The organism is Acinetobacter sp. MF4640, assembly GCF_002018895.1.
GTDB classification, from domain to species: Bacteria; Pseudomonadota; Gammaproteobacteria; order Pseudomonadales; family Moraxellaceae; genus Acinetobacter; species Acinetobacter johnsonii.
Genome location: NZ_MVOM01000021.1, coordinates 38,386 through 59,387, shown reverse-complemented (window position 1 = coordinate 59,387; position 21,002 = coordinate 38,386). Strand labels below are relative to the sequence as shown.

Genomic DNA, 21,002 nt, shown 5'->3' with positions numbered 1-21,002 from the left:
AATCTGGTGCGGTCCAATTTAATCCACAAAGTTTAATCAGACTTTGAACAAAACCTGTGACCATGCGTAAAGAGAGTCTAAATAAAGATTTGATCATTAAACAGCATTGAATAGCCGTATCGGAGTAAGTTTGATTTCGACCTTGCTTGTTTTGTGGTTGTGCATACCACTGAGTGTTTGGATCAAACCAAATGGAAATGTTGCCCCGATTAATGAGAGCGTGATTATAGGAAGACCAGTTGGTTGTACGATAAGTTTTAGGAGTAGGTTTATTCATTTTGAAATTATAGGACTGAATAAACCTTATAGGCTAGGTTTGTGCAACAAAGCCAGTCGAAACTAAAAGACTCTAATACATTCCTTTTGTAATTGGCTTTGTTGCATAAATATGTAAGCATCTGATTTAAATAAATTTAATTTTGGATCAAAAAATAATCAAAACTTTTAAAATCATATAGTTATGAAATCTTTGTGCAACAAAGCCGAGCCAAAATATAATTCTCACTCCTAACCTCATCAACTGTAAGTAGCTTAATAAAATTTGACTGCCAAAACATATCAAATTTATTTTTATAATCAAAATATTTTGGTTGTGAACATTTATATAGTAAGTCTTCGACTATTTTTTCTAATGCTTTTTTTGGATCAAATTCTGTAAATAATGAATCAAATTTTTCTTCGTAATAATTTTTCATAAAAAAATAAGGACTGATAAATCAGCCCTTATTCTAAACTACTTTTTAATCAACAATTAAGTCAATTGAGCAGCAGCAATTTTCTTAGTATCAACGTCTTTAGCAGCGTTAGTATATTCGCTCATCTTGTCGAAGCTTAAGTATTGATAGATGTCAGCTGACATGCTGTCAATTTGAGCTGCATACTGTTGGTATTCTTCTGGAGAAGGTAATTTACCCAATACAGCAGCAACAGAAGCAAGTTCAGCAGAAGCCAGGTAAACGTTAGCACCTTGACCTAAACGGTTCGGGAAGTTACGCGTAGAAGTCGATACACAAGTCGTGTTCGGAGCTACACGTGCCTGGTTACCCATACACAATGAACAACCTGGCATTTCAGTACGCGCGCCAGCTTTACCATAAATGTTATAGAAACCTTCTTCCATCAACTGATGTTCGTCCATACGCGTAGGTGGAGCAATCCACAAACGAGTTGACAACGCACCACCAGGAACTTTCTCTAACAATTTACCAGTCGCACGGAAGTGACCGATGTTAGTCATACAAGAACCAACGAATACTTCGTCAATTTTCGCGCCTTGAACATCAGAAAGAAGTTTTGCATCATCTGGATCGTTCGGGCAGCAAAGAATAGGTTCTTTGATGTCTGCAAGATCGATTTCATACACTTTCGTGTATTCAGCATCAGCATCCGCTTTGATCAGGCTTGGATTAGCCAACCATTTTTCCATGTTCTCAACACGACGAGCCATAGTACGCGCATCGCCATAACCTTCAGAAATCATCCACTTCAACATAGTGATGTTTGAACGAAGGTATTCAGCAACTTTCTCTTCAGAAAGTGTGATAGAACAACCTGCAGCAGAACGTTCAGCAGAAGCATCAGAAAGTTCGAACGCTTGCTCAACAGTCAGGTCAGTTTCCATTTCTGTTAAGTCGATCTCAAGGATACGACCAGAGAAGATGTTTTTCTTACCTTTCTTCTCTACAGTTAAGTCACCTTCCTTAATTGCGTAGTAAGGAATTGCATGTACAAGGTCACGTAGCGTGATACCAGGCTGCATTTTACCCTTGAACTTCACAAGTACAGATTCAGGCATGTCAAGTGGCATAACACCAGTTGCTGCAGCGAACGCTACAAGACCAGAACCCGCCGGGAATGAAATACCGATTGGGAAACGAGTATGCGAGTCACCACCAGTACCAACAGTATCCGGAAGAAGCATACGGTTTAACCAAGAGTGAATAATACCGTCACCTGGGCGTAAAGACACACCACCACGGTTCATGATGAAATCAGGAAGCGAGTGTTGCATTTGAACGTCAACTGGTTTTGGATACGCAGCTGTATGACAGAAAGATTGCATAACAAGGTCAGCAGAGAAGCCTAGGCAAGCCAAGTCTTTCAATTCGTCACGAGTCATTGGACCAGTTGTATCTTGCGAACCCACAGTAGTCATCTTAGGTTCACAGTAAGTACCTGGAAGTACACCTTGACCTTCAGGAAGACCACAAGCGCGACCAACCATCTTCTGAGCTTGAGTGAAACCTTTACCAGTTGCAGCAGGCTGAACCGGAGTACGGAACATTGTAGATACTGGAAGACCTAAAGCTTCACGCGCTTTAGTCGTCAAACCACGACCTACGATCAGGTTAATACGACCACCAGCACGAACTTCGTCTAGAAGTACTGGAGTTTTAAGTTCAGCTTCAGCGATTTGTGCGCCGTCTTTGAACGCAGTTACTTTAGCAGCAGCGTGATCGATCTTAAGAACGATTTCGTCGCCCATGTTCATGTTGGCAACATCGATCTCGATCGGTAATGCACCCGCATCTTCCATGGTGTTGAAGAAAATCGGAGCGATTTTAGAACCTAGGCAGTAACCACCGTCTTTTTTGTTCGGGATGTGCGGGATGTCGTCACCGAAGAACCAAAGTACAGAGTTAGTTGCAGATTTACGAGATGAACCTGTACCAACAACGTCACCCACGTAAGCAACCTGGTTGCCTTTCGCGATCAGTTCTTTAATCTGGTTAAGTGGACCCACTTCACCAGGAACTTCTGGATTGATTCCGTCACGTACGTTTTTCAACATTGCATTTGCGTGCAATGGAATGTCTGGACGGCTCCAAGCATCTTGTGCAGGTGACAAGTCGTCAGTGTTGGTTTCGCCAGTTACTTTGAAAACAGTCAGTTTGATTTCTTCAGGAACGTCTTTACGGCTAGTGAACCATTCAGCGTCAGCCCAAGACTGCATAACTGCTTGAGCATTTGCGTTACCAGCTTTTGCTTTATCAGCAACGTCATGGAACGCATCAAATACTAGAAGTGTTTTCTTAAGCGCTTCAGCCGCTAATTCAGCAAGTGCAGCATCGTCAAGAAGAGCAACTAAAGGAGCAACGTTATAACCACCAAGCATAGTACCTAGTAAGTAAACCGCACGTTCTTTAGAAACTAATGGAGAGGTCGCCTCGCCTTTAGCCAAAGCAGCTAAGAATGCAGCTTTAACATATGCAGCTTGGTCAACACCCGCTGGAACACGGTTTTCTAGTAAATCAACTAAAAATGCTTCTTCGCCAGCTGGTGGGTTTTTTAATAATTCAACTAATGCAGCTGTTTGAGCATCATCAAGTGGCTTCGGTGGGACTCCGAGTGCGGCACGTTCTGCAACGTGTTGGCGGTAAGCTTCTAGCACGGTGTTATTCCTCTTTTTTAAAAAATTATTTACGTATTCCTGCTTTAAATAAAGCTACGTAAATAATATGGACTGCTTAATTTTACTAAAATTCCAGTTAAAAGTTAATGCGCTACAAGTGTTTCTTCGTGATGCCCATTATTTTCTAACTAAATGATGCTCATATCGATTGAACATAAAAACAGCAATATAGTCAGATCGTTTGGAATTGTTTCACATTAACTTTGAACTGCCATTTAAAAATAAAAAAGGCAACCTATGTTGCCTCTTTTTACGCAATATAAATATTCAACCTTAGTGTACCGTTGTCGCTTGAATATATTGTTTGAAACTTTCACGACAGCCTTCAAATTTCATCTGAATTTCGTCCTCATGTAAATTTTGATGTGCAGAGCTTGCAAAAGAAATTTGTACTGAAATTCGTGTAGGTTCATGGTCAAGTGCGTGTTTGAAGTATACATGGTCACCCAAGCTAAGGACATAATGACCACCGCCAATTACGGCCACACCATTTTCATCTTCCAAGAGTAAATCTGCGTGATTTAAATAGCCAACAACTTCCATTTTCTGCTCCTCTCATTTTTTTATTCTAGGTTCATTATTCTTTATTTTTATATGCTTTGCTATATATATGATTTAGAGTTTTGTCACAAAAAGTTCCATGCAAAAAATAAAAAACCGTTCCTTAGAACGGTTTGTAATCTGGCATTTCAGTATGCGGTGTTGCAATACATTTTTCAGTATATTTCACACGAATTTTTTCACGTGCACCTTCAATATCGGACTTAATTTCAGCCTCATGTAAAGCATAAACATCTTCAATAATTTCTAACGCAAATGCCTTAGTCATTTCGTCTTCAACTTTATTGGCATGCTCAATCGCTTTATCTTTTTCAATGGCATTTTGACGGTCTAACATAATTGAACGTGCTGCATTACCAATACTTTTACAATAGCCATGCCATTGCTCTTCTGGTGTTAACGGTTTTTTTTCAACACAACCCACCAGTGCAATCACAGCAGCCAAAGCGAATAACTTTTTCATTACAACTCTCCTATTCGCCCTATCATAATCAAACTTTTTCAAATGAAGAACCATTACCCACTTTAAATAGTATAAAAGCCCAAATTTGGGCTTTTATACTTAGAAAAATTAACCGCAGCTTGCTTGAACTACTTTATTGGTTTTCGGATCGACTGTTACTGTCACACGGTCTTCGCGATAATCCATAGTCACAGGCTGCCCTGATTGTACTAAGCGTACCATCTTCGCACTGGTTTTTTGCTTAATCTGTGCTTCAGTTAAATTTGACTGACCAATCAAAGCTGTCGCTTGCTCAGCAACACATTTGCTTTGACTAGCACGGAAAAGTGCCCATTCTTTAATGACCTGACCATTCGGCAAATGGCAATAGCCTACTTCACCATTGGCCTCTTTTCGAATCTCTACTTTACCACCCTGTTCAACACAGTACGTACTGGCAGGATTAGCCATACCTAAAGTTGGCTTTTCAGTTTCATTCTTTTGCGCAGTACTACAACCCGAAATAGCAGCAACCATTAATCCAAGCATTACGATTTTTTTCATAAAAAATATTTCTTTAAATAAAAGATCAACATAGCAAATATGTTTAAAAAAAAACTGTGCGAGTTTTGCAACATTTAAGATTGCATAAAAAAGCCCATCACTTGACGGACTTTTTATTTTGAAAAGCTAGATTTTCAGGTCAATTTTAATTGACTGAGTGAATATCAAGCTCTTCATTTTTTGCTAAAACTACAGATGCTAGAATTGGAGTACCTAAAATGAACGGCATAGCAAAGATCCAAAAGACCACGGTATAGTGCGGATCAAAGAAAAACTGGATAGCAAGCGCCACTAAAATTAAAACTGAAAATAAAATCACTGCAAAGCGTATTACAAAATTGATCGGCATAGGGATCATCACTCTAAATTTAGCAAGTCCATTTACTATACACCTACTTTCATTATGGTTTAATTGATTTTAAGTATCTAGTGTCTGTTATTCATAGGTTTTCTTCATCTATCAAATAAAGAATTTTATCAAATGACGAATTAAGCTTTTTTAACACCTAAAAATAAAGCCTACATGATGTAGGCTTTATTTGGCAGAAGAGCAGCTTTAGAACTTCCAGTTATAGAAGACGTCGATGGCACGCTCTAATGACTGACTCGCCTCTAAGTACATACGTTTGTTCATTTGATAACGCAGAGTCAGTTTATTAACTGGTGTAAAGACACCCACGCCATAACGGATATATAAGTCAGGTGTAATATAACCCGTCAGGCTGACTTGTGTGTCATCCCCTGTGCCTTGCGCATCCAGCGCTAAACCGCTTAAACCAAAAGTACGTCCAATTTGGTTAGTAAAGGCGCGTGTCCCGCCTAAACCTAAACTAATCCCTGCGGCAGCAATGGTGTTATTGACATCTGACTTAAAGCCTTCCGTTTGACTTAAACCAGTTGTACCTTCATTAATGCGGCCTGTAATTAATGCATTCAAAGCTTCTTGCTCGGAAAGCCCTGCATCGTTATAGACTTGAATATTGGGTGATGTTGCCGTACCCGTCACACGGAAACCCACCGTGCTGCCTTGTACATTTTTATTTGCATCGACATCCAGTGTTGGATTGCTCAACACACCGTTAAAACGCGCAATGGCACGGTTTAAGTCCAAACTCTGCCCATAGGCTTCAATTTTAACTTTCTGACTTACCCCAATTGCACCATTGGCACGCATTGCGGTTTCAGCACCGCGCTGCGATAGATATAAACGACCTAACAATGGAATACGACTATTAAACCCTTGGAAGACAACTTGATTACCTAGTCCAACCATCAGATCAGCACGAATGTCCCAAGGTTTTGCGCTATTTAAAATCGCCAATTGGTTTTGACCTTCTCTGACCACGCGTACATCAGACGATACGTTCACCACAGGTACAGATGCTTCAGGCATCGAAATAAGCGCACGAGGAACTTGAATTTCACCGTTTAAGGTTAATTTCTTACTCAACGGTAAAACATCCAGTGTGATTTTCGGCGTCACTAGCGCGGTAATTAATGGCGCTTGGCGAATCAGTAGATTTTCTCCATTCAACTGAAGCTGAATACGTGGATCATTTTTCCAATCTACCGTCCCTGTAAGTGTACCCACACCACGACCACTGTTAAAAGCACTATTGATGGTGGCTTGGTCTTGGCGTATAGCGGAATACAGCTGAATATTGGTCAAATTGACTGGAAGTGAGATCATACTAATTGAACCATCTTTCAGACGGACATCGCCTGTAAGTAGTGGTGCTTTTAGCGTTCCATTAATTTTACCTGCATACGAAATTGTTCCGCCCATCGAACGTACATCAGCAATGAAAGGTTTAAAGACTTTGAGTTGTAGCTGATCAAATGCAATTTCACCGCGCATAGGCATATTGTCCCGATACGGATCAATAACCACATTGGCATAGCCCACACCAATTTCAGGTGTTTTGACATCCAAACGGATTTGTAAACCTTCCGCGATGCTTTTGGCAACCAAAGCCACTTGTTCATATTTTAAGGTTGAACCCATATCTTGTGGGTCATCCGCCGCCAAGCCAATCACACCATCACGGGTGACTAAGCGCGCATCAATTTTTGGTTTAGATCCTTGTGCCCAAACCGCTTTAGCATGTCCATTTAACTTACCTGTAATCGCTAATCCTTCAGGCATAAAGGCAGCAAAGTCGTTTAGGTCGAGGTTTTGAGTCACGAATGAAATATTGCCACGTGTTTTACTGACACGAATCGGCTGGTCAAAACACAACTGACTTTGTTGACTCATCCAACAATGCGCACCAATCAACAAATCTGCTTTGGCACTGTTATAGACCACGGCTGCACTTTGGCGCTGTACCAAACGTGCACGCAAAGAGTCAAAATCACCTTTTTGGATTTGGCCTAACCAATCATTTTGCGCATTAAAACCACCTGCCAATTGCACATAAAATTTCGACTTTTCGTTTTGCGCAGAAACTTTTAATAAATGGGCTTTACGAATACCTGCCAGTGAAATTTCACCTTGTTGAATTTCACGATTACCACTTCTTAAGCTTTCCATTTTTGCAGTTAATAATGACGGTGTTGTTTCCGATGTCGGCAATTGCCCGACAATGCGTAATTTACGCATATCAATCAGATCTTTAAAGCCAAAATTATCCACTGCTAAGTTTGCCGTAGCTCTTAAACGTGGTTGAGATTGGATATTTAAATAGCCGTAGGCACGGCCACGTAAGCCCGCATAAATTTCATACAGAGTAGGTGCATTAATATTCAGTCTTAGATTTTGTGCATTACCCGTCGCTTGTACTTGGTTTTTGGCATACGCCAACAGTAGGTTATTCGCTTCAAACTGTTGCGGTAAAAAGCCCTTTTCGCTGGAGTTGAGCACCAAAGCTAAATTACCTGTGCCACGGACTGGCTTATTGTTCAGCGTACCTGCGAGGTTTAAGCTTTCAATGTTAATGCGTTTTAAAGCATCCGACCATGTACCTTTGGTTTTCACTACACCAGACAATTCGCCTTTAACACTAGACGCAAAATATTGAGGTTTAAAACGAATGAATGCTGCATTCACATCCCAAGTGATGCCGTGAATAAAATGCACCAAACCGCTGGCATTAATTTGGCCTGCCACACCATTATGTTTCAGCTCAGTCACTTTAATAAATTCAGGCGTTCCTGAAAGTTTTAGGTTCAACGTACCTTGACTGGCTTCAAACTGGCTGGCTTTTAAAGCGCCATCGTAGTTCACTGCATAGCCTTTGAAAGCACCACCAGCTTTTTCATCATTAAACAGGAGTGCTGCGGTTGACTGACCAGTTAAGTGAACCGTTTCATTATTACCCACCAATTTTCCAGTCAGATCAATCCCCTGTAGCTGAATGATCTGCTGATTCGGTTTGGCATAGCCATTTGCTTGTAGCTTTCCATTCAATAAATTAACCGGTGAAGCCTCTGCCACCATTTGTGGGTTAAAATCTTTCGCGTTTAAAGTGGCTTTCCACTTCAGTTGACGTTTCTCATCTGGTAGCTCAACCACCGCATTACCACTTAAGCTTCCCTTACCTGCCACATAACTAAAACTCGGCACATTTAAATTATTATTTTTAAAATTTAACTGTGCAAGGTAATTACCTGCAGGTAACGTCGCTTTTTCGTGTTTACTCACAACAGTTGCAACATGAATATCTTGCTGACCTTCAACCAACGCCAGTTTTACATCCCCTGAAGCACTACTTAACCAGCCGATATAAGGCACGGCACGATCAATATTTTTCCAAGAGACATCCATCAACATTGGCTGGACTTTGTTATTTTTCTCTGGGTTTTGGTCTAGTGCGAGATGCCATGCTTCATAACGATCAAAGTCTAGATCTGCAGTTAAGTGTAAACCCTTTTCAAGCGTACCTTTGGATGCAATTTTTGCATCCAAACTTGGTGGTAGAAAGTCAGAAACTACTTGTGGCAGTACATCATCTTTAGGATTGATTTTATCTAAACGACCTTGTATGTCCCAAGTGACATGATCCTTCCAACTTACCACACCACCCAGATTGACCGAACCTTTCATCAACTGAGCATTTAAGTTATCAATGTCAAGTTGATGAACCAAATCGGTATGCATCAAAGCAGTATATTGACCTTTTGGAATATCTTTACCACTCAGATCTGTATTTAAGTCAATATTTAAACGTTCGATATCACCTGAAAATTTAGCAATGCCTTTTTCAGCATAGAGTTTGTAATCGGTCAGGAGTGGTAAGTTGTAATGATTAAATTTAAGCTGACCTTGCATCGGTACATGCTTACGTACAGGGTGCAAAATAGCCCAACCCGTCAACAGGTCAGGTGTCCGCGTTGCAAAACCCGCTTGAATAGTATCCAATGTCCCTGTTGCGTGTACAGCAATATCATGCACATTTAAACTATCACGCAGTGACGGTAGGTTGGCAATAGCACTCGCCTCAAGTGGATATTTCCCTGAGAATTTCATTTTCCCAGTTGCATTACGAACTGCTAAATAGCCCATGTCCATGCGAGAGTCTTCAAACTCAAGTTCCGTCCCCGACCAGAGGGCATTATTTAAATGCACATCATAAAAATCTACTTGGGCATCGGATGCAGTCCGGATATTTAAATGATCAATATCTGCTGTATCTAAACGTAAAACAAAGGGTAATTTAATTTCGCTGAACTTAAAGGGTTCATCACTCGGTTCACCTTTAGTAATGATGCGCAAATTGCGTACATCAGCTTCACGTAGATGAATCTCCTTATCTAAGATGGCACGCCAACCCAAAATCACGTCAGCACGGTCAATTTTGACATCGACAGGCTTTAAGGTAACCACCACATTTTTAAGGATAATACCTTTCCACAAGTTACCGCCTTCATACTCATATTGGATAATCTGCTGACGTTGTAAAACTTGGTCGAGTAAAAACTTACTGCCTTTGTCGGTAGAAAACATGACTGCAAGCGATATCACCAACAAAATGAGCGTCAACAACAGTGTCAAAATGACACTTCTAAAAATACGTCGCTGTTTGATAAGCGGCGCAGGTGGTGTTGGTTCTTGCTGCTGTTCTACTTCAGCCATAGTCTTCCCAAAAAAGTGTTAAATATTATAATAATGAGCCAATAAAGAAATGCACACGTATCGGATGACTATCATCAGAAATACCTGAAGCTACATCGATCCGGATCGGTCCTATCGGTGATGCCCAGCGCACACCAAGACCGACACTGTATTCGGTGTCATTGCTAAAATCTGTATCATAAGCATTACCAAAGTCGCTGAATACTGCCGCACGCCAGCCTTCTTTAAATTGGTAATTGTATTCCATGGAGCCGACAGCTAAGGCTTGACCACCCACTTTAAAACCATCGACCACAGGTGACAAACTCTTGTAGTCAAAACCACGAATGCCTTGGTCTCCACCCGTGAAATAACGTAAGTTATAAGGGACTTTATTAAAGTCTGAGGTAAAGATATAACCGAGATCACCACGCCCAACAAACTGGTGATTATCATTTTCACCCAATGAATAGATAAAACGCCAACCCGCATTTACGATGGCCATATCTGCATCTGAAAGCAAGCTTTCGCTTCCCAGTTCAATTTTATAAGTTTGTTTAATTCCCTTACTTGGGTTTACACGTTTATCGCTATCGATTCTAGAAATTTCATAACCCAATAAAAGCGACTCTTGCTCAGGATCATTATTTGCAATAAATGCATCAGGCAAATCATCTACTTTCGCTGAACCCTTTTGCGTCAATCGATCTAAACGGTAACGTACACCATAAGTATGTTGCCAATTTCCCATAGGGTTTTTAATAACACGGTCAGCCCCAGCAACAGCAGACTCAGTGAGTAAGTTTACGCCTTGTCCGATGTCATCTCGTTCTTCACGCTCATAACCACCCACGAGACTGATATAATCATTTAGTGGATGCTTATATGGGATATTATAGCGACCATCAATAGCCTGTCGAATTTCTGAAAGTTCTAAGTTGGCATCAAAAGAGTGTCCACGCTGGTTCACAATCGCACGGCGATACTGTGTACGTAAGCGTGCACCTGAGTCACTACCGTAACCTGCACCGACTTCTACACTATTTAACTGGTCTGCATTTAAAGTAACTTTAACAGGAATTACTTTTGTTTCCCGAGCTTCAAGTTTTAAACGCTCTTCTTCACTCTGTTTGGTTTCTTGTGCGGTGCGAAGCGCTGCTTGTGCTTTATTCTGCTCAGGATCATTAACACCTGCGAACTGTGCTTCACTCACCACAGACTGCGTCACTTCACGATTCGAAGCGACTTCCTGTTTCTCTTGAACCAGAACATCCTGACGAGAAAGTTGTTGTTCATCGACCAACTGCTGTAAATCAGGCGGTAACTCACGGATTCCTTCAACCGGATCAGGTCGAACAGCATCTACCAAACTGTAGTTGAAGTAACGTGAGTTGGTCAAATTATTAGCCAAACCATTAACACGCCAAAAGGTATAGTCCGCGCCAGGCTCCCAAGTCACTAAACTTTGTAAAACATCTAAATCAATAGGCAGTGGTTTGCTTGGATCACTCATCACAAACTCAACACCGCCGAGTTTATAACGTTGACCTGTTTCATAACGTAAGTTAATGTCTGCCGTATTTTGCGGCTGCTCAACTTTCACATCATGTAAACGCCAGTAACTATCAAAGAAACCGTTATTGCTGGCCGCTTCATTAATTCGTGCTTTGGTCGACTCGTATAAGCCGTGGTGCAATACATCACCGACGTCTTGCTCTGGTAAGACTTTAATCACTTGGAACTGCGGTAAGTACTGACCTGCACCACTAAACTCGATGTTTTGTTCTTCAATCCGCACAGGGGTATTCGGTACCACCTGAATGCGCACACGGTTACTGCTGGTTTTTTCAAACTTAAACTCAGCATTATAAAAACCGACAGCTTGTGCGGCTTGGTTTGAAAGTGAACGCAACTGTGGCAGTGCAGAAGGAAAGTCTTCAAAAGACTCTTCGGTAAAGCTAGAAACTTTGCCTTTAATATTTTCTTTTAAATTAACCAAAGCGGCCTGATATGCTTTATTGGATATTTCACCTTCATATTTCGCATTGATGATTTCGACATCCGCACTGATCCTCGGAACTTTTGCAGTATCCAGTTCTCTTGGTGGTCGAATTTTATAAAGCATGCGCTTAAAGAAATTAGGTTCTTTGGCAATTTGCTCTTCAGCACTCATGCCAAAATCTAAAGTATTGCCTTCCGTGTTGGCTTCTACTGAAATTTTACTGTCTGCTTGAATGCTTTGCATCAGTTGATCAACATTGACCGGAGCTTGATTAATTTCCGCCATTTCCTGCTGAGTTGCATCACTCACCACCAACTCTGTCGTTTGACCACTTCGGTAAGCTTGGGCTTCTGCTTTCGCTTGCTCAGCCACCTGATAAATATCATTGGCCATGCCTTGATCAACTTGTACAGTTGGCAAATCTTCAAGATCATCAAACTTAATCGGTGCAAATTCAGGTAAATTTTTTAAAGCTGTCTGTTGCTGTTGCAACATTTGCATACTGTCTGGAACCGTGGGCCGAATTACAGCATTTTCAACTTTTTTTAATTTGTCCGCGCTACCCATACCTTGACGAATCGCTTCTTTTTTAATGTCTTCAGTGAATTGTGTAGAATTTTGTGGCTCGACTTGTACGTTACTTGGTTCAATCACAACGGGGGTTTCAGCCAAAGCCGCTTGTGACAAAAGCGTTAAAAAGATACTCAGACACAAATATTTATTGTTATGATGCCACGGTATGAAAGAATTCATACTCAATGAAAGAGTCGACTTTTTAAATTGTGTTTTGGCAAGCATAGAAAACTCTAAATTTATTTAATCGTTATGGATTTGCTCTAATGAATTGTCACAAAAGAACTGAAATCTATTGATTATTTTACCCAATTTCAGGTTTTAAATATCTTACATGATTTTATTGGACGTTTGAGCAATTAGTCACATTTCTTAATAAAACTTAATGCAGTGCAAAAAGCATGAAAAACAATGAACATCTATTAAGTACCCGTCGTTTTCTTCCCATGTTTATTACCCAATTTTTTGGTGCTTTAAACGACAATGTCTATAAACAAGCTTTGCTTTTAGTCATTACTTATGGATGGATTAATCAACAAGCTACAGATGTCAGTACCTTAAATAATTTGGCCGCGCTGTTATTTATTTTGCCTTACTTCATTTTTTCTGCAACCGCAGGACAAATTGCCGATAAGTTTGAGCGCTCACAACTCATTCGTGGCATCAAAGTTCTAGAAATTGTGATTATGCTCATCGGTTCCGCGGGTTTCTTATTGGGCAATTTATGGCTACTGCTCTTGGCTCTATTTATGATGGGCACACATTCCACCTTCTTTGGCCCCATTAAATACGCCATTTTACCTGAGATTCTAAAACCGAATGAACTCATGTCAGGCAATGCGCTATTTCAGTCGGGCACCTCCATTGCTATTTTAATCGGGATGATTTTGGGTGGCGCAGTTATTTCGGTTTCTCAAGGCAATCTTATTTGGATCAGCCTGACTGTCGTCATCATTGCTGTTTTGGGTTATCTATCCAGTCGATTTATCTTAAAACAACAAGTCAGCTCACCCGAGTTAAAAATTGATTGGAATTTCTTTAGAACCAGTTTTCAAACACTCAAATATGCCAAAAGCCTCCCCCTCATCTTTATGATTTTACTGGGGAATTCGTGGTATTGGTTTTACGGCGCAACCTATCTCACCCAAATTCCACAGTTGACTCAACAAAACCTACATGCATCAGAAAATGTCGTCAGTCTTTTACTCACGTTCTTTTCTGTCGGGATTGGAGTCGGCTCACTGCTGTGTCGTAGAATTGGTGGCTCTGAAGTGAATATTAAAATGGTGCCAATCGGTGCAATTGGGCTCACTCTATTTGCCTTTTACTTAGCTTTGAGTCTGGCTTTTGTACCTGAGCGTACAGGCGCAATGATGAATGTTGCAGATATGTTTAACCACGGTGCAATTTACTACCATGTCATGCTTGCGGTGACCTTGCTCGGCATCAGTGGCGGTTTTTATATTGTGCCGCTATACGCCATGATGCAAGCCTATTCACCGCGTTCACACCGTGCACGCGTTGTTGCCGCAAACAACATATTAAATGCGGTGTTTATGGTGTCTTCTGCTATATTTTCGATTATCATTTTAAGTGTTTTGAAGATTGATATTAAAATACTTTTCAGCATTACTGCTGTATTAAGTGCGGGCTTTACGCTGTGGTTGTTATATCGACTCAAACCCATGCTAAAAACTGTACAACCTGAGTTAGAGGACTAAAGTTATGCGTCATTACACTGGCATCGATAAATTTATCAATTCTTTTGATCAAGCCCTGCGTAGCTTAGTTCCAGGCACAACGTCTGCTCAACGTGAAAACCCAGGCAAGGCGGTCGAAACTCAACTCGCAGTGAGTGAAGCGCGTCATGTTGCAGGTTTAATGCGGGTCAACCATAGTGGTGAAGTCTGTGCGCAAGCGCTTTATCATGGGCAAGCATTAACCGCAAAATTGCCAAATGTACGCCGCGAAATGGAACAAGCCGCGATTGAAGAACAAGACCATCTTGCATGGTGTGAAGATCGCTTAAAAGAGCTAGACAGCCATACCAGTCTGCTTAATCCAATTTGGTACGGTTTATCCTTTGGTATGGGTGCAATCGCAGGCATTGCAGGTGATAAATATAGCTTAGGTTTTGTTGCAGAAACTGAACGCCAAGTGAGCCTGCACTTACAGCATCACATCAGCCAACTCCCTGCTCAAGATGACCGTTCTCGTAATATCCTTGTGCAAATGAATGAAGATGAATTGCATCACCGTGATACAGCCCTGAATGCTGGCGGTGTCGATTTACCGATTCCTGTCAAAATTACCATGACGGCTATTTCAAAACTCATGACCAAGACCAGTTATTTTATTTAAGCAAATATGCCTTACTCTTATAACAAAGCAGTGGTTATGCCACTGCTTTGTTATTGACTCTAATTTGCTTATTCCGCTGATATCGGCAGTAATAAAGTATTACCTACTTGCTTTAAATTCGCCGTATATTTTGACGCCAGTGATGGGTTGGATGGATAGCTTTTCCCATTGTACTTCAGTATGACCTGTCCTAAACCTCGGGTATAAACCGACAAATCACGCCAACCTTGGGTTTGGGTACTTAAGGCATAAATCGGTGTAGATGAAACAGTCATTTTGCTATGCGGTTGGAAACTCCCATCTGCAAGACCTTTAAAGACCAGCAACGTACAGCCACCTGAACCACACCACTCCATCCCACTTAATAGCACCACGGCATCATCGATACCGTCTTGGTTTAAATCATATAGGCGAGTTTGATAATCCGATTGATCTTGGGTATAGGCCTGTACAGCTAGTTTTAGCCCTTGTTTTTCAGTCGTTTGAGATACACTCGTTATATCCATAGCAGGTGTCGCTGTCATTTTGGATGGAGTTGAATGACAACCCGATAGAAACACTGCTAAAGAAAGAGCACTCAAAATTTGTATTTTCATGAAAATAGCTCGCTGCGAATTATATTTTATAAGCATGTTAAGCCAGTTCAACTGCCAATCACACTTCGATATGTTATTTGGCTTCCAAGCAGCTCACCGTTGGAAATACATGCGCTTGATGTTGAAATGCATTATCCTTCCACACATCGAACATTGGAATTTTAACATCTAGAGCCAAAGGCAATTTTTTGGGATTGAACTGCATATGTTCTAAGTTTTCACCCCATGCAATCAAATCGACATCCAGTGAAATCTGATGTGATGGACGGACACGCCCAGATGCTGCTTCCATATTTTTCAGCAATACCGAAATATCGCCAACAGACAAAGATGATTTAAGCAAACACGCTGCATTCCAATAATCTGCCCCAACCCCATCACGGCATGGAATTAAATAAATATTCGAAAATTGCAGTTGCCCAATTTTAGCAAGTTGCTCAGAGGCATATAAAAAATGTTGCTTGGGATTATTATTACTCGCCAGAGCTAGGGCGAAAATCGTTTCGGTGGCGTTCAAGACGAATTCCTACAGAATTTGCTTGCGCGATAATGGCAGGCTTACGGATGGTAATATTAATCGATTCAATCGCATGAAAGGTAGAAAAAAGTGCGTTGATGACCAATTTTGCCGCATGTTCAATTAGCTCAGGCTTAGCATCTTGAATGACCTTTGCTGCAATTTCACAAATTTCAGCATAATTTAAAGTATGGTCTAAGTCATCTGAGTTTGAAGCTTGTTCCAAATCTGTTTGAATAATCATATCCAACATTAAAGGCTGAATAATCTGACGTTCCCAGTTAAAGCAGCCAACCACTGTTTCAACCTTTAAGCCTTCAATGATAATTGCGTCCACATTATTACCTTTAACAGATTTTGACATTTTAATCCCTGTCTTAGGAAACTATGTTTTTCATCCCCTAAACAGGAAAGCATTTTTCAGTCCCTCTTTTAAAAGAGGGACTGAAAGGGATTTTTGGGTGAGTGTGCTTCAAAAGAACTTAGTTTTTTAACAACACATTTGGATCCATAGTTTGCACCATTTGCAAACGCTGGTCAGCATAGATGTCGGTATACGGTGCAAGGATGCGCATGAAACGATCGAAATACAGCATCTGTTTAAATAACAATGCAAAATCACGCGGGAAGCGAATACCGTGACGCTCGCCCACTGCGACCATATCCATCATGATGTCATTCAAATCTGCTGGGTTTGAACTCAGCAATTCTTGCGGATCTGCCAATAACACACCACTAAATAAACGCTCAAGATCGGCAGCCAAAACTTGTGTATCAATCTGTACCGCGGTCATGCCCATTTTCAGCATGTTTTCCGCCATGAGTACATAATCCGTTTTTTGTAAGGCGTCCATAAAGGCGATACAAGCTGTCCACACTTCAGGTTTCAACTGCCCCACAATGCCGAAATCAATAAAACCCACACGACCATCATCAAGCAACATTAGGTTTCCAGCATGTAAGTCAGCATGGAAGCTATTACACATCATCAAACTACCAAACCATGTATTCATGGCGGTAATCAGGACTTGGGATGGATCTTTACAGCGCTGTTTCACCACATTGAAATCGGTTAATGGCACACCGTAAAGACGCTGCATGGTGAGTACACGGCGAGTCGAATATTGGTGATAGACCTTAGGTGCCATCGCCTTATGGTTTTGCGTGATATTGAGATAGTTCACAAAGTCATCCAGATTACTGGCTTCTTCAATAAAATCGACTTCACGAACCATGCGGGTTTTAATTTCTTCCACAATGTCTGCAAGAGATGCAAATTTGACTTTAGGCACTGCTTTTTCTAAAACCTTGGTAGCCCAGTGCAGAACATTTAAGTCGGTATAGAGAATTGTTTCTACACCTGGCTTTTGTACTTTAATCACCACATCTTCGCCCGTCACCAGCTTTGCGGCATGGACTTGGGCAATAGATGCTGAAGCTAACGGTGTTTCATCAATCGATGCAAAAATCTCAGACAGGTTTCGCCCTGCAAACTCAGACGCCAAAACCCCTTGTACATAACTAAACGGTAAAGATGGAGTTTGGTCTAAACAGCCTTGAAACTCTTCAACATATTCACGTGGAAAAAGTGAAGGTGTACTCGCAATAAACTGACCCAACTTGATATAGGTTGAGCCCAGAGACTCAAAGGTTTCACGCATCAATTTGGCATTACTTGGTTTTTCAGTTGCGTACTTAATACCCGCACGTGCTGCAATGACTGCTGTTTCCCCAACACGGGCAACAGAACGCAGTCCATCTAAAAAGATATTGTTCTTCATAATATCGGTCAAAAATAAATTGTATTGAGTGTATCAAAGAATGAAAAAATTGCAGGCTTATCTTGCCTGACAAACTGGACAATCTGTATCTTTTTCGAAAGCAAGCAAACGTTGTTTCATACTTAAACCGTCCCAAAGCAACAAGCGTTGTTTGAGTGCGGTCACATTTAAACCCAAGTATAAAAGTGCATGATGCGCTTGAAGACTAGCAATCACGTTTGGCGTGGTAGCTAAAACGCCCGAATCTGCACAGCGCAGACTTTCATTCGCATGTTCTTCTTTCGGGAACAGACATTCATAGCAAGCGGACTCTCCTTCCACCATAAACAACTGCCCTTGAAAGCCAATGGCCGATGCACTGATGAGTGGAACATTGGCCGCTTTACACTGCTGATTGACCAAATACCGTGTCGTAAAATTATCACAACCATCAAGGACTAAGTCTTGACCTGCAATTAAACGAGCTGCATTGGCTGTATCAAGTTTTACAGCATACGCATGAACTTGGATGTAGGGATTGATCTGCTTTAAACGCTGGGCCAAAACCTCTGCTTTATAAAAACCGACATTGTTTTCTACATAGGCAATCTGTCTTTGAAGATTGCTTACTTCGATGGTATCAGCATCAATCAGGGTGATTTGCCCTACGCCAGCACGTGCCAGTAACTCCGCTGTCATACAACCAATACCACCACAGCCTACGATAAGTACATTGGCCAACTTTAATTTTTCTTGTGCCTCTATATCCCATCCGTCCAATAAAATTTGGCGGCTATAGAGATGTATTTCAGCATCACTGAGTTCTAGACTTTCATCTAACTCGTCCATGATTCAGCCTTTCGCTAAAGAAAATGTTGATGGTGAATTATAACCATGAAACCAAAGTTAGCTATGCACAAATTCAATAAATGCTATGAGCTTTAGATGGCTCAACTTTTTTCATTTTTAAGTAATGGAGATTGAATCATACTAGTTGCCTAGTTAAATTTTCTTAGGCTATTTATACATCTAACTATATTTCTAGCGGTGTTCCACAAGTTACATCCCGCTATAAATGGTTAAAAGAAAAAGCCAGCCTATTTAGAACTGACTGGCTTTAATTCTAATTAGAGTTCAACAAAAAATATGATACGCGAAAATGTCATCTGCAACCTGCATGGTCTAAGCAAGATAATGTTTCTTCGATATCTTTTAATAAATCCAAGAAAAGAACAGGTTTTGCAGGTGACAATGGTTTTGCCTACTTTTGCCGAAACAAAAGTAGGGCGAGCCGCAGGCTAATGACGAAATTGGATGAAAATTCGATAAAACTCCGCCAAGATAATTTTTTTCAATCGGTTAGATCAACAATTACTGCGAATTCGACTTACCACTAAGACCCTTTTATTTTTAAATTAAATTGCAGCTTGTAAAGTTTGCATCTTTGCCACTTCTTGCTGTTTCAGCAAATTACGTTGAATTTTGCCACTCGATGTTTTCGGTAAGCTTTCAACAAACTCTATTTCTTTCGGATAAGCATGTTTAGATAAACGTGAGCGTACATAGGCTTGGAGTTTGCTATCCAACTCTTTTGATGCTTGGTACTGTGGCTTTAGCACCACAAAAGCTTTCACCACTTCAGTGCGCTCTGGATCAGGCTTACCAATCACAGCTGATTCGAGTACTTCAGCACACTCAAGCAAAGTACTTTCGACATCAAAAGGTCCAACACGATAGCCTGACGTTGTAATGACATCGTCAGCACGCCCAACAAAGTCAATACCGCCAATTTCATTGAGCTTGACCGTATCACCTGTTAAATAATACTGTCCCACAAAGGATTTACGATTATTGCCACCATAGCCTTTAAACCATGTCAGTGGTGACTGGCTAAAGTCTATAGCTAGCGTTCCAATTTCACCGCACTTCACTTCTTGGTGGTTCGCATCAAGTACAGCAAAGCGGTGTCCGGGGTTAGCAAAGCCTGCCGACCCGACTTTTTTCTCATGCTCCAGTGCATGATGGTTGGCAATCACCATGCCCAACTCAGTTTGTCCATATTGGTCATAAATGTTGACATTCAGATCATTATTAAACCAATGAATCACTTCTGGGGTTAAAGGCTCACCTGCACTACTGACGGCGCGTAAATGGGTCTTAATGGAAGGATCAAACTTTTCTTTAAAACCAAAGAACATCCGAAAAGCTGTAGGCGAACCCGTTAAGTTACTGACGCGATACTTTTTAATGACTTCAACCGCATGATCGACGCTAAATGCACGCTCATCCATAATGATGCTATGCCCCAAGCTGAGCGGGCCTGTGATTCCGTAGTACAACCCATAAGCCCAGCCCGGATCGGCTAAATTCCAAAATGAATCGTCTTCTCTTAAATCGACTGCATGTTGCATATAACCCTTAAACGCCAAAACAGCTTTTAAAGGGACAGGCACTGATTTCGCCAAACCTGTGGTGCCTGAGGTAAACATCATCAGAAAATCATCATCAAAGCTACGCAAAACAGCTTCACACTGATCGGACTGTTGTTTGACCTCTTGCCAAAAATCAGCTTCATTACTAGTTAAGTTTGTTCCCGCATTTACTGTAAGGATATGTTTGACTTCAACGTGATTTAATTTTGGACGTTGCTCTGCATTGATCACAATCAACTTGGTGTTCGCAGTTAAAACTCGATGTTCAATCGCCTTCGACTCAAAAGCAGTAAACAAAGGCTGATAAATCGCACCGATCCGCCATGTTGCTAAAATCGTAATCAGCAGTTCAGGCGTACGCGGTAACAGCCCTGCGATACAGTCCCCCACTTGAATCCCGATCTTTTTAAAATAATTTGCCAACTGTGCTGAGGCAACATCGAGCTGTTCAAAACTCCATTGCTCTGACTCACCATTTTTTCCTTCCCAGATGAGTGCTGTTTTTTGTAACCCGACATAACGCTGACAGCACTCAATATAGGCATTTATTGCATTGGGTTGGCCGACCAATTGTTCCTGAATCAGTTGCTCATAGTTAAATTCTTGGTGGGCTTGTTCTAATGTCTTCATCACGACAACCTCGTATTATCCATTTTTTTAAGGCCAAATCCACTTTGGCCGTCCATGTTCTTTATCGTTTTAAGCGTTGAACTGACCTCATTGTCAGTT

At 41.1% G+C, this 21,002-nt stretch carries 16 protein-coding genes; 2 read left to right on the top strand and 14 right to left on the bottom strand.

What is annotated here, in order from left to right:
- The 8 genes from MF4640_RS08970 to MF4640_RS08930 all read right to left on the bottom strand — a co-directional run.
- The coding region (locus MF4640_RS08970) for a transposase (RefSeq protein WP_171263874.1) at window positions 1-277 on the bottom strand (277 nt) is incomplete at its 3' end.
- Between the two features lie 474 nt (window positions 278-751).
- Complete coding sequence (locus MF4640_RS08960; RefSeq protein WP_078389343.1) at window positions 752-3,391, bottom strand: bifunctional aconitate hydratase 2/2-methylisocitrate dehydratase; 2,640 nt, start codon at window positions 3,389-3,391, stop codon at window positions 752-754.
- Window positions 3,392-3,685: 294 nt separating this feature from the next.
- On the bottom strand, window positions 3,686-3,955 hold the full coding sequence (locus tag MF4640_RS08955) for a hypothetical protein (RefSeq protein WP_004696516.1): 270 nt from the start codon (window positions 3,953-3,955) through the stop codon (window positions 3,686-3,688).
- Window positions 3,956-4,076: 121 nt separating this feature from the next.
- Window positions 4,077-4,436: a hypothetical protein gene (locus tag MF4640_RS08950; RefSeq protein WP_078389342.1), complete on the bottom strand. Its 360-nt coding sequence runs from the start codon at window positions 4,434-4,436 to the stop codon at window positions 4,077-4,079.
- A 108-nt stretch (window positions 4,437-4,544) separates the two neighbouring features.
- The gene (locus MF4640_RS08945) at window positions 4,545-4,979 is read right to left on the bottom strand and encodes an I78 family peptidase inhibitor (protein ID WP_078389341.1); all 435 of its coding nucleotides are present in this window, start codon (window positions 4,977-4,979) and stop codon (window positions 4,545-4,547) included.
- 145 nt (window positions 4,980-5,124) lie between these two features.
- Window positions 5,125-5,328, bottom strand: a complete 204-nt coding sequence (locus tag MF4640_RS08940) for a hypothetical protein (RefSeq protein WP_004696512.1) — start codon at window positions 5,326-5,328, stop codon at window positions 5,125-5,127.
- Between the two features lie 207 nt (window positions 5,329-5,535).
- On the bottom strand, window positions 5,536-10,053 hold the full coding sequence (locus MF4640_RS08935; RefSeq protein WP_078389340.1) for a translocation/assembly module TamB domain-containing protein: 4,518 nt from the start codon (window positions 10,051-10,053) through the stop codon (window positions 5,536-5,538).
- Window positions 10,054-10,078: 25 nt separating this feature from the next.
- On the bottom strand, window positions 10,079-12,832 hold the full coding sequence (locus MF4640_RS08930; RefSeq protein ID WP_078389339.1) for an autotransporter assembly complex protein TamA: 2,754 nt from the start codon (window positions 12,830-12,832) through the stop codon (window positions 10,079-10,081).
- 176 nt (window positions 12,833-13,008) lie between these two features.
- Between MF4640_RS08930 and MF4640_RS08925 the strand changes: the two genes are divergently transcribed.
- Both MF4640_RS08925 and coq7 read left to right on the top strand, forming a co-directional pair.
- Window positions 13,009-14,328, top strand: coding sequence for an MFS transporter (locus MF4640_RS08925; RefSeq protein WP_078389338.1), 1,320 nt, complete (start codon window positions 13,009-13,011; stop codon window positions 14,326-14,328).
- Window positions 14,329-14,332: 4 nt separating this feature from the next.
- On the top strand, window positions 14,333-14,968 hold the full coding sequence (coq7, locus tag MF4640_RS08920) for a 2-polyprenyl-3-methyl-6-methoxy-1,4-benzoquinone monooxygenase (protein ID WP_004696505.1): 636 nt from the start codon (window positions 14,333-14,335) through the stop codon (window positions 14,966-14,968).
- A gap of 68 nt (window positions 14,969-15,036) precedes the next feature.
- On the opposite strand, the gene MF4640_RS08915 is transcribed toward coq7, so the two are convergent.
- The 6 genes from MF4640_RS08915 to MF4640_RS08890 form a co-directional block, all read right to left on the bottom strand.
- Window positions 15,037-15,474: a hypothetical protein gene (locus tag MF4640_RS08915; protein ID WP_078389337.1), complete on the bottom strand. Its 438-nt coding sequence runs from the start codon at window positions 15,472-15,474 to the stop codon at window positions 15,037-15,039.
- A gap of 163 nt (window positions 15,475-15,637) precedes the next feature.
- Complete coding sequence (locus tag MF4640_RS08910; protein WP_078389336.1) at window positions 15,638-16,081, bottom strand: 2-amino-4-hydroxy-6-hydroxymethyldihydropteridine diphosphokinase; 444 nt, start codon at window positions 16,079-16,081, stop codon at window positions 15,638-15,640.
- On the bottom strand, window positions 16,038-16,418 hold the full coding sequence (gene folB, locus MF4640_RS08905) for a dihydroneopterin aldolase (protein WP_010327015.1): 381 nt from the start codon (window positions 16,416-16,418) through the stop codon (window positions 16,038-16,040). The genes MF4640_RS08910 and folB overlap by 44 nt, the downstream gene beginning before the upstream one ends.
- Before the next feature lie 145 nt (window positions 16,419-16,563).
- A complete protein-coding gene (locus tag MF4640_RS08900) occupies window positions 16,564-17,862 on the bottom strand; it encodes an ABC1 kinase family protein (protein WP_078389335.1) in 1,299 nt (432 codons plus the stop codon).
- Window positions 17,863-17,919: 57 nt separating this feature from the next.
- Complete coding sequence (locus MF4640_RS08895) at window positions 17,920-18,690, bottom strand: HesA/MoeB/ThiF family protein (protein WP_078389334.1); 771 nt, start codon at window positions 18,688-18,690, stop codon at window positions 17,920-17,922.
- 566 nt (window positions 18,691-19,256) lie between these two features.
- Window positions 19,257-20,903 (bottom strand): AMP-binding protein, encoded by a 1,647-nt coding sequence (locus MF4640_RS08890; RefSeq protein ID WP_078389333.1) that lies wholly within the window; start codon window positions 20,901-20,903, stop codon window positions 19,257-19,259.
- Window positions 20,904-21,002: the final 99 nt, after the last annotated feature.